This is a genomic window from Pseudoalteromonas sp. 3J6 (assembly GCF_903995135.1).
In the GTDB taxonomy this organism is placed as follows: Bacteria; Pseudomonadota; Gammaproteobacteria; order Enterobacterales; family Alteromonadaceae; genus Pseudoalteromonas.
The window spans coordinates 1,254,043-1,269,540 of the sequence record NZ_LR877185.1 but is presented as its reverse complement, the minus strand read 5'-3'; the positions used below and the strand labels follow the sequence as shown (position 1 = coordinate 1,269,540).

Here is a 15,498-nt window from a genome sequence, read left to right as displayed (position 1 = left end):
GCTAATATATAAAAGGCCGCTGAATAGCGGCCTTTTTGATAGTCTAGGTAATATTTTGTACCAACCAATATAAGTCAGAGTGCACGCCAGCTGCGGTCACTTCTTTACCCGCACCGGGGCCTTGTATCACTAATGCGTTTTGATTATACCACTGAGTATTAATCACAAAAATATTATCGCCAGGTGTTAAATTAGCAACCGCTTCGCTTTTTGGTACATAGGCAATTCCTACCTTAGCGTTTAGCTTGCTGTTTTTAAACTCCAGCAATCCGGTATAACACAGTGCAGCACTTTGTTGCAAAGCCGCTTCGAAGTGCTGCTTGATAAACGCATCTAAACTAGCCTTGTTATCAACAAAGTCATCCCAACTGCCCGCACTTAGCTCATCGGGCATCAATGCCGATAAAGAAATGTCATCAAGTTCTAATTCAATACCCAACTCACGCGCCAAAATAAGTAACTTACGTTGCATATCTCGGCCAGATAAATCTTCTCGCGGATCAGGTTCGGTAAACCCCAAAGCTTGTGCTTCAAGCACTAAATCTGAAAATACCTTGCTGCCATCGTAACTACTACATAACCAAGATAGGGTGCCAGAGAACACGCCTTCTATACGCGTTATTTTATCACCACTGTTTTGTAAATCGGCTAATGCAAAATTAATCGGTAATCCGGCTCCCACACTGGCATTATAACGCCAGTGTAAGCCTCGCTGTGCCAAATCTTCACGTAATGCTTGATACCAGCTCAGCGGAGCTGTGCCTGCGTATTTATTAGCACTAATTAAGTGACAATTTAATTCCACAAATTTGCTATAAAGCTGGCTAAAATATTCACTGGCGGTAATATCAATCACTACCTTATGTTCATACTCAAGCGTATCAATGTATGACAGCAAATCAGCTTGCTGATAGGGGCTTGCATGGTTTTCCCATTGCTGTTGCCAGCTCTCACAGTCTAACCCATTGGCATTAACCAGCATCTGCTCTGAGCGTAGTAATGCTACTAACTTAATGTTAAAACCTGATGATAAACGGGCTATTTGTGCAGGTAGTTGGCGCATAAATTCAGCACCAACATTACCAAGCCCTGCAATAATTAAAGCTATTTCTTGCGCTTTATTGATCAATTTATCATGCAGTAAGCTCAGCACATCACTCTCAAGTACCTGATCGGTTAATAATAACGTATAACCGTCACCAAAATGAGTAAACCTAGGGTGAATTGATTGCGCTTGAAGTACAGCTGCACTTTGCTCACCGAGTATCGCTATATCTGGCTCTGATGCAATAATTGCAACCCCATTTAAGTTAGAATCACTAATGTTGGCGCGGCCAGCAAAATAATTAACCACCTGATATGTCGCCGACGCAGGGACTACCAAGTAAATTTCGCCCGCATGTTCAAAGTGATGCAAACTATGCTGAATAAGCTGACTAACATGCGTTACCTCGCCTTCACTCAAATCATCAACAGTAAGTAAATCCACATTGTTAATCGTGGTTAAAAAGCGCTTTTGTTTACTCATTCCTAATTTAACTATTTCGGTATGGCTGCCTTGAAGATCGTAACTACTGCGAACAATTAACTCTATATCGGTCCCTTTTAATGGCGATAATGTTTTAGCATGTAGTACGGGGTTACCTAATCTAGCCAATAAATTAGCTTGTTCGCGGCACACCCGCGCATACTTAATCGCATTAGCTACCTTACGCGGATCAGTACTAAAAACACCTTGAGTGTCAGTCCAAATAGACACTTTTTTAGCATTGCAATATCGTGCTAATAAAGTAGCACTGTAATCACTGCCGTTACGTCCTAAGGTCACGGTTTCATGTTGTAAATTAGCCGCAATAAACCCTGTAACGACATTAATTTTGCTTGTATCTATGGCTTTTAAGCACTGCTGCTGATTATTAGCATGCTGTAGCTGCCCTGCGTCTAATGTGAATAACTGCCTAGCGTCCAGAGCGCAAGCACTAAAGTTAAGTTGCCCTAAGTAAGCGCTTAATAGCCTTGCAGACCATAATTCGCCATGAGCTAATAGCCACGCTTCAGTTAATATGTTTTGCTTAGCCTGCTGAGTAATAATGCTTAGCTCAGTGGCAAGTATATTGAGTGCTTCATGCTTAGCATTGGCTATAAGCAATTGTTCAATTAGCGAAGATTGATGATTACTTATTAATAAAATAATGTCAGCAATCGCTTGGGTATCTTGCTGTTGGAAGCTTTGCCACAATTTAACCAAGGTATCGGTGGTTTTACCGGCAGCAGATACCACCACACAATCCCCGGCTTGAGCATGAGTTAAAATAATATTTGCGACACTTTTAAAGCGATCCGCTGAGCTTAAACTCGAACCACCAAATTTATGAACCTGATTTACCATGTTAATACCAACTCGACTTCATGTTTTATATTTTCAAAATTGGCAGGCACTACCATAACGCCGGATGCGCCGCGTTTAGTTTCGCTGAGCCAAATGACTCACTGGCACCATTTTTTACAGCTAAAGCATTATCTGCTTGCCCGGGGCGAACCAAATTAAATACCCTGTCTAAATCAGCAAGTAAGTCTTTTGCATCTTCAATACCCACCGAAATACGAATAAGCGTATCACCTACCCCAGCTTCTGCACGGGCAGTCGCCTCCATGCCTGCATGGGTCATGGTTGCGGGGTGACAAATCAAACTTTCAACTCCGCCTAATGATTCCGCCAAACTAAATTCATTTAAGCGCGTTAAAAACGCTGCAGCATCGTTTATATCGCCTTTGATATCAAAACTAACCATTGCACCAAAGCCAAACTGCTGCGCCTTAGCAAGCGCATGTTGTGGATGTGATTCAAGACCTGGATAGTAAACCTGAGCAACAAACGGGGAGTTTTCTAGATACTGTGCAATAGCGAGTGCATTTTCTTGGTGTTGCCTCAAACGCACGTTTAACGTGCGCAAACCTCTGAGAGTTAAATAGCTATCAAATGGCGCTCCAGTAATGCCAATATTATTTGCCCACCATGCCAGTTCTTCACCAAGCTCAGCGGTTGCTGCAATAACCGCCCCCCCAACAACATCTGAATGACCATTGATATATTTAGTAGTTGAGTGAACCACAATATCAGCACCAAATTTAATCGGATTTTGCAAAGCCGGCGATAAAAATGTGTTATCGGCAGCAACCAGAGCACCGCACTGCTTAGCAATATCGGTAACTGCTTTAATATCAGTTAATCGTAAAATTGGATTACTCGGTGTTTCAATCCAGATCAGCTTAGGTTTAATAGCAAGAATTTGCGATAAGCTTTCGCTTTTAGTGAAATCGACCACTTCTAGCTTTAACAAGCCGCGTTTTTCTAGTGAGGTAAATAAACGATAGCTGCCACCATAGCAATCGTGAGGAATCATTAACGTATCGTTACTATTTAATAATTGAGTTGTTAAGTGAACTGCCGCCATACCCGTTGCAGTAATAATGCCTTTAGCCCCGCCTTCAAGTTCAGTAAGCGCCTCAGCCAAAATGTCACGGTTAGGATTACCACTGCGGCCATAATCATATTGGCGCTTGGTATCAAAGTCAGCAAATGAGTAAGTTGTTGATAAATAAAGCGGAGGAACAACCGCACCATGCTGTTTGTCGGCTTCTATTCCACTACGAACAGCAATTGTTGCCTTATTTTTTTCACTCATTTTCGCCACCTTTACTATTTTGGATGTTTAGACGTCTAAAAGGTAGCGCATGCAGTTTAAGATGTCAAAACATTTAAATGTCTAGACAGCTAAATAACTAGTATTTGACTATCTTTTTTAAACCGATAGAATTTCACGCATATTTACACGCTTTGATGCTGTGTGAGCAATTTATAATCTGAGGCAACGATACATCTTATGGCTAAATGGAATGGTGAATATATTCACCCATACGCAGAACACGGGAAAAAATCCGAACAAGTAAAAAAGATCACCGTTTCGATCCCGCTAAATGTATTAAAAGTATTAACCGACGAACGTACCCGTCGTCAAATAAACAACTTACGCCATGCAACAAATAGTGAGCTTTTATGCGAAGCGTTCTTGCATGCATTTACAGGGCAACCGCTGCCTAATGATGATGATCTACGTAAAGACAATGCAGAAAAAGTACCTGAAGAGGTGAAGAAAATAATGCAAGAAATGGGACTAGAAGTGCCTATTTTAAATGAAGATTAAATTTCTTTATCTGTGTTATAAAAAAACCTCAGCAAATGCTGAGGTTTTTTTTGCGTTAATTCACACTTAAAATTACGCCATGTAGTTCTCTGGCATATCAATTTGTGCCACACCCGAATCAACTGCAGCTTGAGCAACGGCTTTGGCGATACGAGGCAATAAGCGCGGATCCATAGGTTTTGGTATAATATATTTAGCACCAAACTCTAGTTTATCGATACCTGCAGCAGTCAGTACTTCAGCCGGAACTGGCTCTTTAGCAATACTGCGAATTGCCTCTACAGCAGCTATTTTCATTTCATCGTTTATTTCACTTGCGCGTACATCTAGTGCGCCACGGAAAATAAATGGAAAACAAAGTACGTTGTTAACTTGGTTCGGATAATCAGAACGGCCAGTCGCCATAATAAGATCGTTGCGTGCAGCATGTGCTAATTGCGGATCAATTTCAGGATCGGGGTTTGAACATGCAAATACAACTGGGCGGTCAGCCATTAACTTCAAATCATCGGCGGCTAATAAATTAGGGCCTGATACACCAACAAACACATCGGCATCTTCAATTACGTCCTGTAAAGTACGTTTATCCGTATTGTTTGCAAATAATTGCTTATATTCATTTAAGTCATCACGACGTGTATGAATAACGCCTTTACGGTCTAACATATAAATATGTTCACGCAGTGCGCCACACTTAATTAAAAGCTCCATACAGGCAACAGCTGCAGCGCCGGCACCTAAACACACGATAATCGCATCTTCAATTGCTTTACCTTGTACTTCTAGCGCATTTAGCATACCCGCAGCCGTTACAATTGCCGTACCATGTTGGTCATCATGAAATACAGGAATGCTGCAACGTTCTATAAGTGCTTTTTCTATCTCAAAACATTCTGGCGCTTTAATATCTTCTAGGTTGATACCACCAAACGTGTCTGCAATATTCGCAACCGTGTTGATAAAGTCTTCGGTTGTGCGGTGCTTAACTTCTATATCAATTGAATCTAGACCTGCAAAACGTTTAAATAATAATGCCTTGCCTTCCATTACTGGTTTTGAGGCCAGTGGGCCTAAATTACCTAAGCCTAAAATTGCGGTGCCGTTAGTAATAACCGCAACCATATTTCCTTTACCAGTATACTTATAGGCATTTGCTGGATCAGCGGCAATTTCACGAACAGGTTCTGCAACACCTGGGCTATATGCGAGCGCGAGGTCTTTAACCGTCTCAGCGGGCTTGGTCAGCTCAATACTGATTTTACCTGGAACGGGATGGGCATGGTAATGTAGTGCTTGTTCACGAAAATCTGACATAACGCGATTATATCCTGCAATTTAAGTTAAAGTGAGAGGTAGTTTTATTCTACGATACCTTTATTATTTTTAAATTCCAAGCAATATCAGGTCTATCCTGTTATATGCTAGAACTCTTAATTTTAAGTGATTTATCAGCAACTTCCCTAGATTATCCTGACATTTTTAAAATATAAATTCGTCATAAAAATGAAAATTACAGGTCGTTTTTACCCTTATTCAATATTTATGAAATACTCTTTTCAGTCTTAAATTAAAATAGTGAAATACCGAACTTTGTTTAACTTTAAATACAAATAACTTCACGTTAACTACATTTAAGTACCATATTTAAAGTGTAACAAATAAAAATATAGATAATATTGGCAATTTTGTCTGCAAATGTTTATGCATATTCGGAATAAGAACAGGAAATAGTTATGCAAAAATAATAAATACAAAACTGTTATAAAATGGAGGGATAAGTGAATTTTAGGCACAAAAAAAGCACCCTAAGGTGCTTTTTTTACATAGAAACAAAAAATTATTTTTTGCTGCTAAGTGCACCGAAGCGCTTGTTGAAGCGATCAACACGGCCGCCAGTGTCTAAAATCTTTTGCTTACCAGTGTAAAACGGGTGACACGCAGAACATACGTCTAAGTGAATGTCTTTACACAAAGTAGAACGAGTTTCGAATTTGTTTCCGCATGAACAAGTTGCAGAAATTACTTCGTACTTAGGGTGAATACCTTCTTTCATAGGAACCTCTAGTTAAGGCCGCATCGCTCTCCAAACCCGAAGTCTGGCACCATACGTCGTTAAAACAAATTTATTGGTCGCGAATTTTATCCAACAACCCGCACGCACACAAGCTTTAATTATTCTTTTTACTAAAAAGTCTGCAAACACCTATTGATTACTGATTTGTCGGTAGGCTTTTAATACTATTTTTAGTACATTAGGCTATTAGGTTTCTTAGTTGAGTTGTTATGTGTTTTGTTGAAGTTGCAATAAAAGTCCCCTTACCTCGCACCTTTGATTATAAAGTGGATGAGCAATTAACACCGCTGACTAAATTGCAGCCTGGCATGCGCGTACTCGTCCCTTTTGGCAATCAACGAAAAGTAGCGGTTATCCTTAGTTTAAAAACCGATACAGAAGTTCCTGAAGGCAAAATCAAATCTATTATTGAAGTAATTGATAATTCGCCGGTGTTATCTGCGCAACATTTGGAGCTGCTGAAGTTTACTGCGCGTTATTATTGTTATCCACTAGGTGAAACTATTCATATTGCACTCCCCAATGCGCTGCGCCAAGGTGAATGCCCTGATAAAACCAGTATAAATATGCTGACGTTAACTGATAAAGGGGCGCTTTTACCATCTTTAAAAGCTAAAACACAGCTTAACTTGCTTAAGCAATTATCTGCATCGGGTAAATCATCATTAACGGAACTAAAAGCCCTCGGGTTTAATAAAAAGACTATTGATAGCCTATTAGCAAAAGAACTGATAGTGCAAACCATTGAACATGACAATCAATGGCAACATGCCTCTCCTACTGTGGGCACTAAGCCTCGCTTAAATAAAGAACAAGCAATTGCTTGTACTACTATAAATCAAAGTGCTGGTTTTAATAGTTTTTTACTTGAAGGTGTCACGGGTAGCGGTAAAACAGAAGTTTACCTACAGTGTCTTGAAGAGGTGTTAAAACGTGGAGAGCAAGCGTTAGTGCTTGTTCCAGAAATAGGTTTAACACCACAAACAGTGAATCGTTTTAGACGTCGCTTCCCTGACACGCCAATTATGCTATGGCATTCAGCGCTCACCGATAACGAGCGTCTGCAAACATGGCGGTTTTGTGAAAAAGGCAGTTGTGCTATCGTTATAGGTACTCGTTCGAGTATTTTTCTACCCTTTTTAAAACTCGGGATGATTGTGGTTGATGAGGAGCATGATGCTTCATTTAAACAACAAGATACTCTACGCTATCATGCACGCGATTTAGCAGCGTATCGCGCATATCAGCAAAATATCCCGCTTATTTTAGGCAGTGCGACTCCCGCATTAGAAACACTGCACAAAGCAATTAATAACAAATACCAGTTACTCACATTAAGTGAGCGTGCACAAACGGCCACCGATAATCAATTTAAGCTTCTCGACATGAAAGGTCAGCCTGATCAAGCGGGTATTGCCCATGCGAGCTTAGCGATAATGCGCCAGCACCTGAATAAAGGTAAGCAGGTAATGGTATTTTTAAACCGCCGTGGTTTTTCGCCCACTTTAATATGTCATGAGTGTGGTTGGTTAAGTGAATGTAATCGCTGCAGCACGAGTGCAACCTTTCATAAAGCCATCGGTCAGATGATTTGCCACCATTGTGGTGACCAATATCAAGTACCGCATCAATGCCCTGACTGTGGAAGCACGCAGATATTTCCTAACGGCAAAGGCACCGAACAAATAGAAGAATTTTTGAGTACTGAATTTAAAGACATCCCAATTAGCCGAATAGACCGTGACTCTACGAGGCGCAAAGGCAGCCTTGAAAAAGCATTGGATGAAATAAACCAAGGTGGCGCACGCATTTTAGTCGGTACGCAAATGCTGGCCAAAGGCCACCACTTTGCGGATGTAAGCTTAGTACTCATTTTAGATGTAGATAGTGGTTTATATTCGTGTGACTTTAGGGCAACAGAACACCTTGCTCAATTAGTGACTCAGGTTGCAGGCAGAGCTGGACGTTCTGGTGAGCCCGGTGAAGTATTATTACAAACACACTTCCCTGAGCACCCATTATTACAAGATTTAGTTAATAACGGCTATCAAGATTTTGCCCGCTTTGCGCTCACTGAACGAAGTGACGCGCAGTTACCACCAATCACCAGTATGGCAATAGTTCGTGCACAGGGACATAACATTAAGCAAGTCGTCGACTTTCTAACGGATTTGGTTCCTGTCAATGGGGTATCTGGTATACAATTGCTTGGACCTATCCCTGCGCCTTTAGAAAAGATTGCGGGGATGTATCGTTTTCAATTACATATTCAAGCGCAAGATCGACGCATTTTACATCCGTATCTTGCACAAATGGTTGATTATCTCAGCACCAGTAAACTAGCTCAAAAAGTTCGCTGGAGTTTAGACGTAGACCCTACAGACATGATTTAGGTAAGGCCACACATAACACCATGGCACAGCACGATTATATTAATAAAAAACCAAAAAATAGAAAAAATACCAAACAAGAACCGGCTAAAAAACCTTTTCCGCTGTTATTAACCCTGATTGCACTAGTACTTGTGGGTGGCTTTGCATATGGACTCTGGTTTGTTAAAAATAATGCCGATCCTGATCTTGTTGAAAAACAAGCAAACCCAACAGCCGAAAAACAAGTAGAAATAGCTAAACCGCGACCACCTAAATTTATTAAAGAAATTAAAGAGCATGAAATTCAAGTTGAAGTGAAAGAACTTGAACAAAAAGGCCCTTATGTTATGCAGTGTGGTTCATTTAAAACGCATCAACAAGCTGAAACCTTAAAGGCTAAAATAGCCTTTGCTGGGCTAATTTCAGAGATCAAAAAAACCACAGGTACTAATGGTATTTGGTATAAGGTGCGTTTAGGGCCTTATGAAACCAAGCGCCAAGCAGAAAGTGATAAGAACAAACTAAAACGAATTAATATCGTTGGCTGCGGAATTTGGGGCTGGACTTGAATTTAAACCATTCACCCATATAACCTCTTCATAATCGTTTTTTACGCGCTGCCCCCTTGCAGCGCGATGGTGAGGAATAACATGACTACAATCGTAAGTGTACGCCGTGATGACAAAGTTGTTATTGGTGGTGACGGCCAAGTCTCCCTTGGTAATACTGTAATGAAGGGCAATGCCCGAAAAGTTCGACGTCTTTATAATGGCAAAGTAATCGCTGGTTTCGCTGGCGGTACTGCTGATGCCTTCACCCTTTTCGAACGTTTTGAAAGCAAATTAGAAATGCACCAAGGCAATCTAACTAAAGCGGCTGTAGAAATGGCTAAAGATTGGCGTAGCGATCGTGCCTTACGCAAACTTGAAGCCCTGCTAGCTGTTGCTGATGAAACTGCCTCATTGATCATCACTGGTAATGGTGACGTCGTACAACCTGAAAACGACCTGATCGCAATTGGTAGCGGCGGAAACTTTGCACAATCTGCTGCAACCGCCTTATTAGAAAATACCGACTTAAGTGCCCATGAAATTGTAGAGAAAAGTCTTACAATTGCTGGCAACATCTGTGTATTTACGAATAACTTCCAAACTATCGAAGAATTGTAATAGGAACCCGCTATGTCTGATATGACCCCAAGAGAAATTGTTCATGAGCTAGACCAACATATTATTGGTCAAGCAAAAGCAAAAAAAGCGGTTGCTATTGCCCTTCGTAATCGCTGGCGCCGTATGCAGTTAAACGAAGATTTACGTGCAGAAGTAACGCCAAAGAATATTTTAATGATTGGCCCTACTGGTGTAGGTAAAACGGAAATTGCGCGTCGATTAGCAAAACTGGCTAATGCCCCCTTTATTAAAGTGGAAGCCACTAAATTCACAGAAGTAGGTTATGTAGGTAAAGAAGTTGAAACTATCATCCGTGATTTAGTCGACGTTTCAATCAAAATGACCCGTGAACAACAAACCAAAAAGTTTAAACACCGTGCAGAAGAAGCCGCTGAAGAGCGTATTTTAGATGTATTACTACCTCCAGTGAAAGATCAGTATGGGGAAGTTCAGCGCGATGAAAGCTCATCGACACGTCAATCGTTTCGTAAAAAATTACGCGAAGGCCAGCTAGATGACAAAGAAATCGATATTGATTTAGCCCAAGCTCAACCGAATGTTGAAATTATGGCTCCTCCTGGTATGGAAGAAATGACCAACCAGCTACAGGGCATGTTTCAAAATATGGGTGGTGATAAACGCACTAAACGTAAGCTTAAAATTAAAGAAGCATTTAAACTACTTACCGAAGAAGAAGCCGGAAAATTAGTTAACCCTGAAGAATTAAAAGAGCAGGCAATTTTTGCTGTAGAGCAAAACGGCATTGTGTTTATTGACGAAATCGACAAAATCTGTAAGCGCGGTGAAGCCTCAGGCCCAGATGTAAGCCGTGAAGGTGTACAACGTGATTTACTACCGCTTATTGAAGGTTCTACAGTAAACACTAAGCATGGCATGGTCAAAACTGACCATATGCTATTTATTGCCTCAGGTGCATTCCAGATGTCTAAACCATCAGACATGATCCCGGAGTTACAAGGCCGTTTACCTATTCGTGTTGAACTTGAAGCACTCACAGCCGATGACTTTAAGCGCATTTTAACTGAGCCACACGCATCACTTACGGAGCAACAACGCGAGCTACTCAAAACAGAGCAAGTCGCTGTTGAATTTAGCGACGATGCAATTGAGCGAATTGCTAAAGCCGCTTGGCAGGTTAATGAGAAAACCGAAAACATCGGTGCTCGCCGTCTGCATACTGTTATGGAAAGATTAATGGAAGAAATTTCATATGATGCTTCTGAAAAAGCGGGTTCAAGTTTAGTTATTGACGCTGCCTATGTTGAAAAGCACCTAGGTGCGCTGGTTGAAGATGAAGACTTAAGCCGCTTTATTCTTTAACAGCCGTTTAATGTATACTAAAAGCCTCCAGCATGGAGGCTTTTTTGTAAGTGAGATGACGATGAAACAAGTAACTAAAGTGCACTATCATAGTGTAAGTAAAAATTTAGATGTGTTTTTTGATGATCATTCAGACGCAACCTTCAGTACTGAATTTTTACGGGTTCACTCTCCCTCAGCCGAGGTGCAAGGCCATGGCTCTGAGCCTATGAAGTTAGTACTTAATAAACAAACAGTGGGCATTAAAAGCATTACACCCGTAGGGCATTACGCGTTGCGTTTAGAGTTTGACGACGGGCACAACAGCGGGTTGTTTAGCTGGCAATATTTGGCTAAGTTACAAGCCGAACATACTAAGTTGTGGGACACTTATTTAGAACGTGTTAAACAACATGAAAATAACAAAGATAGCGTACCAATAAAATTTGTACCTTAGCGTCAGTTATGATGCTTCTGCTTCGTTAATAACAAACAAGCGGCAATTAAGCCGCTCGTTTCTATGGATAATTAAACTTTATATTTTGAGATTGCTTGATGAAGCACCCTTGATTGCTCAGATACCTCTTCACTTGTTTGCGCATTCGTTTGTGAATGAGCAGCAGCCCCTTCAGCAATATCTCGAATACGGACTACGTTTTTATTAACCTCTGATGCTACCTGGCTCTGTTCATCAATAGCAGTAGCAATATGTGTACTCATTTCCATAATCGTTTGCACATCAACAGTGATAGCTCCTAGCAATTCACCCGCTTTTGTTGCTTGTGTTGCACTCTCACCACCTTGAGTACGACACTGATGCATGATACTTACTACCTCTTGGGTACGCTGTTGTAAGGTGTTAATAATACCCTCAATTTCGCTAGTTGACTCTTGTGTGCGTTGTGCAAGTGAGCGCACCTCATCTGCAACAACCGCAAAACCACGACCTTGTTCACCCGCTCTCGCGGCTTCAATGGCCGCATTTAAGGCAAGTAAATTAGTTTGTTCTGCAATGGCACGAATTACATCAAGTACAGAGCCAATGGTTTCACCATCTTTTTCTAGCTGTGACACCACGCTGGAGGCTTTACCAAGCGAATCAGACAAAGCATTAATATGTTTAATGGTTGACTCTACTTCAACTTGACCTTGTTGCGCACTTAAATTGGTTGATTCAGCTTTTTTAGCAGCAGCTTCTGTATTATGTGAAATGTCTTGAATGGTAGCTTGCATTTCTGTGGCTGCCGTTGCCACCATGTCCGCTTCATGCAATTGCTCTTGCATGCCAGAACTAGTTGCTGAGGTTGTTTCAGATAAGTTACCCGTTGCTATATTAAGCGTTGTTAGAGCAGTATTTACTTCATAGATAAGATCTTTAAAGTCGCTAATCAAGCTATTAAAATCTATGGTCATCCTAGTGACTTCATCTTCTCCTTTGTGCTCTATGAATAAGCTTAAATCATTGTTTTTTCTTATCTTGTCAATAGTTTGATAAACCCTCTCAATAGGCTGAATAATTGAGCGACTCGTTAAGTACACAAGAACCATCACAATCACACTGGCAATTATAAATATGGCTATTGCCAATAATTGCGCCTGCTGGGCCGTCTCAGCAACTTGTTTTTTAGTGGCCGAAGTAATGGCAGTCACCACATCATCACTTTTCTTAATACTGACTCTCATTTTTCCAAGAGCACCCGAATCTAAATCAACCCCTAAAGCGATTTGTGCTTCAACTAGTGCGGTAAATTTGCCTTGGTAATTGGTCATTAATGAAGTTAATTGATTGCGTATATTACTAGGTATTTCTGAGGTATTTACTTGTTGTTTTAACTCATCACCTAATTTATTAAATCGGTCTAAATATTTGGTATCTAAACGCAACATAAAATCTTTCTCAGCGCGGCGTAGCTGCAACATGGTGGTCAGTAATTTATAATCATTTTGCTGATTCAATAATGTTTCAATGTTGTGTACTGACTTACGCAGTTCGCCATAAAGCGCATCTTTAGGATGTAAACCTATCTTCCGTTGCAAATTAACAACAATTTGAAAGTCATCATAATACTGCTTTGCAAGCACCTCAAATTGGTTAACCTGATCAATGGCAATATCTAAATCTTTTGATAAAGCAGATAGTTTCCCTAGTTTGAGCTGCAGCTGTTTATATTCATTAGTGAATAAATCTAAGCTTTTTTCATCTTTATAAAATAAAAAGTCTTTTTCATATTTACGCATCGAAAGCTCATGCACATCAAGCTCTTCGGCGTATTGAATTGTTTCATTTAATTTAAGCATCACACGTGCTTCATAAATTATGATGCATAGCATGACAATCATTGTTAAACCTACAACTAAGGCGTTTAGTTGCAAACGGCGTTTTATCGTCAGATTTTGTAGAAAATTCATTGTAAATACCTATATTAAATTTGCCAGCGCAGTATAAAGTGATGCTTTCTTTCATTTAACTCATTAAGTTTGAACAAATAAAAAGGGTCGCCGGTAAAGTCTAACCATTAACAAACTCCTTTTAAACAAATGGACAATATAAAACCATTGGCCTAACCACAGTATTACTCAATTTTACAACTCTTGCCACTGAAGGTGAAAATGGTTCAGCCGCATCATGGATGCAATACACCTGTTTATAATCTTGTTGTGGGGAAATGACAAGTTTATGAAAGAATTATTATTCTTATAGTTGATTTAGTTCTAATTATGGCTAAATTTACTGCGATTAAGTCGTTGTTATTGCATATAAGGAGGGTATACTGAGTCACTAACTTATGTATCTTTTGAGGATAAAATAATGGATTACAGCACTTCTGATTTATGCGACCACTTTGCTGATGTGGTTGATGTGCTTGAACCTATGTTCATCAACTTTGGTGGTCGACACAGTTTTGGTGGCCGCATTAAAACGGTAAAATGTTTTGAAAACAATGAACTGATCCGCCAATTACTTTCTCAAGATGGTACTGATCAGATTTTACTTATTGATGGTGGCGGCTCAACTCGCAGAGCATTAATCGACATTGAGCTGGCTGAGCTGGCACTAGAAAACAATTGGCAAGGCATTATCGTATATGGTGCATTACGTCACGTTGATGAGCTTGAAGAACTTGATTTAGGTATTCAAGCTATTGCGTCAATTCCTGTTGCAGCAGACAGTGAAGGCGCGGGCGAAAGCGGTATAGGGGTTAATTTCGCTGGCGTATCATTTTTTGATGATGACTTTGTATATGCTGACAGTACCGGTATTGTGCTTTCAGCTGAAGAATTAGAGCTAGAAATAATAGAACTGTAGCGTGACCGTTCACCTTAAACTATACGACGAAAGCACGGTAAAGGAAATTTGCTCTGACCGTGCTGGAGAGCTAAAAGCATGGCAGTCGATGGCATTACTTGATGCCCGCGACAATATTCAACAAGCACTTGCTGATGCCGTACAATTTGGTATGCGCTTTGTTTTACTCGGGATTTGTGAAGACATTGGCCCGAGAGCCAATCTAGGAAATGGTGGCGCACAGCATGCTTGGCCTGCGTTTTTACAACGCTTTTTAAACCAACCTCACAATGACGCTATTGCCATGCAAAAAGTATTACTGCTTGGCGAAGTCACCCTCGATGATTTAATGCAACAAGCACTACCGCTTGATAATCATAATCCAAACGACTTAGCTCAATTGCGTAAGCTGTGCGCTGAAATAGATGAGCGAGTTGAAGCAATTTTAGACATGGTCTTTAAAGCGGGCCTTGAACCTATTATTATTGGCGGCGGACACAATAACTGTTTGGGTATTATTCGCTCACTTGCCAAACATAGCCATAGCGCAATTAACGCGATTAATTTAGATCCTCATGCCGACTTTCGTGAGTGTGAAGGTAGGCACAGTGGTAATGGGTTTCGCTACGCTTATCAAGAGCAGCTGCTCAATAATTACCATGTTATTGGCTTACATGAGCTAAAAAACAATCAGCCTATTTTTGATGCTATGCAGAGCGCTAACTTTAGCTACACAAGCTACCAAACAATAAACGTGAAGCGCGAAATAAACTTAACTGAAGCAACTGCCCATGCACTCAAAGAGTTTGATAACGCACCGCTAGGGGTAGAGGTTGATTTAGATAGCTTAACCTATATGCCTGCAAGTGCCTTTAATTATTGTGGTTTTGATGTCAGCGATGGTGAGCATTATGTTTACTTAGCTGCAAGCGATCCCCGCAGTGCTTATTTACACTTATGCGAAGCAGCACCTTCACAACACCCCCATTCTATAACTGCAGGTAAATTACAGTGTGGCCAAGTGATCAGTGCTTTAGTTAATACCTATTTACAGACAAAACTAAGCCTTTAA

Annotated in this window: 13 protein-coding genes; 8 read left to right on the top strand and 5 right to left on the bottom strand. The window is 40.6% G+C overall.

The genetic code is table 11. The features are described from left to right. Positions 1-43: 43 nt before the first annotated feature. Entirely contained in the window at positions 44-2,389 is a 2,346-nt protein-coding gene (gene metL, locus P3J6_RS05815) for a bifunctional aspartate kinase/homoserine dehydrogenase II (RefSeq protein WP_198522444.1), read from the bottom strand. 49 nt (positions 2,390-2,438) lie between these two features. Continuing rightward, positions 2,439-3,686 (bottom strand): cystathionine gamma-synthase, encoded by a 1,248-nt coding sequence (gene metB / locus P3J6_RS05810; protein WP_198522443.1) that lies wholly within the window; start codon positions 3,684-3,686, stop codon positions 2,439-2,441. Between the two features lie 198 nt (positions 3,687-3,884). Between metB and metJ the strand changes: the two genes are divergently transcribed. Next, a complete protein-coding gene (gene metJ, locus P3J6_RS05805) occupies positions 3,885-4,205 on the top strand; it encodes a met regulon transcriptional regulator MetJ (protein ID WP_008115021.1) in 321 nt (106 codons plus the stop codon). 72 nt (positions 4,206-4,277) lie between these two features. Here the strand turns inward: metJ and P3J6_RS05800 are convergent, their stop codons facing one another. Both P3J6_RS05800 and rpmE read right to left on the bottom strand, forming a co-directional pair. Then, on the bottom strand, positions 4,278-5,519 hold the full coding sequence (locus tag P3J6_RS05800; RefSeq protein ID WP_008465773.1) for a malic enzyme-like NAD(P)-binding protein: 1,242 nt from the start codon (positions 5,517-5,519) through the stop codon (positions 4,278-4,280). Between the two features lie 523 nt (positions 5,520-6,042). Then, complete coding sequence (gene rpmE, locus P3J6_RS05795; protein WP_008115018.1) at positions 6,043-6,258, bottom strand: 50S ribosomal protein L31; 216 nt, start codon at positions 6,256-6,258, stop codon at positions 6,043-6,045. A gap of 230 nt (positions 6,259-6,488) precedes the next feature. Between rpmE and priA the strand changes: the two genes are divergently transcribed. The 5 genes from priA to P3J6_RS05770 all read left to right on the top strand — a co-directional run bounded on the left by priA (position 6,489) and on the right by P3J6_RS05770 (position 11,597). Further along, a complete protein-coding gene (priA, locus tag P3J6_RS05790) occupies positions 6,489-8,672 on the top strand; it encodes a primosomal protein N' (protein ID WP_198522442.1) in 2,184 nt (727 codons plus the stop codon). 20 nt (positions 8,673-8,692) lie between these two features. Then, entirely contained in the window at positions 8,693-9,220 is a 528-nt protein-coding gene (locus tag P3J6_RS05785) for an SPOR domain-containing protein (protein ID WP_178954708.1), read from the top strand. An 81-nt stretch (positions 9,221-9,301) separates the two neighbouring features. Beyond that, the gene (gene hslV / locus P3J6_RS05780) at positions 9,302-9,820 is read left to right on the top strand and encodes an ATP-dependent protease subunit HslV (protein WP_010390410.1); all 519 of its coding nucleotides are present in this window, start codon (positions 9,302-9,304) and stop codon (positions 9,818-9,820) included. 12 nt (positions 9,821-9,832) lie between these two features. Further along, positions 9,833-11,161, top strand: a complete 1,329-nt coding sequence (gene hslU, locus P3J6_RS05775) for an HslU--HslV peptidase ATPase subunit (RefSeq protein WP_198522441.1) — start codon at positions 9,833-9,835, stop codon at positions 11,159-11,161. A gap of 61 nt (positions 11,162-11,222) precedes the next feature. Further along, on the top strand, positions 11,223-11,597 hold the full coding sequence (locus P3J6_RS05770; RefSeq protein WP_138607214.1) for a gamma-butyrobetaine hydroxylase-like domain-containing protein: 375 nt from the start codon (positions 11,223-11,225) through the stop codon (positions 11,595-11,597). Between the two features lie 71 nt (positions 11,598-11,668). Here the strand turns inward: P3J6_RS05770 and P3J6_RS05765 are convergent, their stop codons facing one another. Beyond that, positions 11,669-13,549: a methyl-accepting chemotaxis protein gene (locus tag P3J6_RS05765; protein ID WP_198522440.1), complete on the bottom strand. Its 1,881-nt coding sequence runs from the start codon at positions 13,547-13,549 to the stop codon at positions 11,669-11,671. Positions 13,550-13,949: 400 nt separating this feature from the next. Here P3J6_RS05765 and rraA point away from each other — a divergent pair, with 400 nt between their 5' ends. Next, complete coding sequence (gene rraA / locus P3J6_RS05760; protein ID WP_008465762.1) at positions 13,950-14,447, top strand: ribonuclease E activity regulator RraA; 498 nt, start codon at positions 13,950-13,952, stop codon at positions 14,445-14,447. A 1-nt stretch (position 14,448) separates the two neighbouring features. Then, positions 14,449-15,498, top strand: a complete 1,050-nt coding sequence (locus P3J6_RS05755) for a formimidoylglutamase (protein WP_198522439.1) — start codon at positions 14,449-14,451, stop codon at positions 15,496-15,498.

Excerpts from the sequence above, each read along its gene's own strand:
- P3J6_RS05765 (WP_198522440.1), bottom strand. The coding sequence starts at position 13,549 with ATGAATTTTCTACAAAATCTGACGATAAAACGCCGTTTGCAACTAAAC.
- P3J6_RS05800 (WP_008465773.1), bottom strand. The coding sequence starts at position 5,519 with ATGTCAGATTTTCGTGAACAAGCACTACATTACCATGCCCATCCCGTT.
- P3J6_RS05785 (WP_178954708.1), top strand. The coding sequence starts at position 8,693 with ATGGCACAGCACGATTATATTAATAAAAAACCAAAAAATAGAAAAAAT.
- hslV (WP_010390410.1), top strand. The coding sequence starts at position 9,302 with ATGACTACAATCGTAAGTGTACGCCGTGATGACAAAGTTGTTATTGGT.
- hslU (WP_198522441.1), top strand. The coding sequence starts at position 9,833 with ATGTCTGATATGACCCCAAGAGAAATTGTTCATGAGCTAGACCAACAT.
- metL (WP_198522444.1), bottom strand. The coding sequence starts at position 2,389 with ATGGTAAATCAGGTTCATAAATTTGGTGGTTCGAGTTTAAGCTCAGCG.
- P3J6_RS05770 (WP_138607214.1), top strand. The coding sequence starts at position 11,223 with ATGAAACAAGTAACTAAAGTGCACTATCATAGTGTAAGTAAAAATTTA.
- rpmE (WP_008115018.1), bottom strand. The coding sequence starts at position 6,258 with ATGAAAGAAGGTATTCACCCTAAGTACGAAGTAATTTCTGCAACTTGT.
- metJ (WP_008115021.1), top strand. The coding sequence starts at position 3,885 with ATGGCTAAATGGAATGGTGAATATATTCACCCATACGCAGAACACGGG.
- rraA (WP_008465762.1), top strand. The coding sequence starts at position 13,950 with ATGGATTACAGCACTTCTGATTTATGCGACCACTTTGCTGATGTGGTT.
- metB (WP_198522443.1), bottom strand. The coding sequence starts at position 3,686 with ATGAGTGAAAAAAATAAGGCAACAATTGCTGTTCGTAGTGGAATAGAA.
- priA (WP_198522442.1), top strand. The coding sequence starts at position 6,489 with ATGTGTTTTGTTGAAGTTGCAATAAAAGTCCCCTTACCTCGCACCTTT.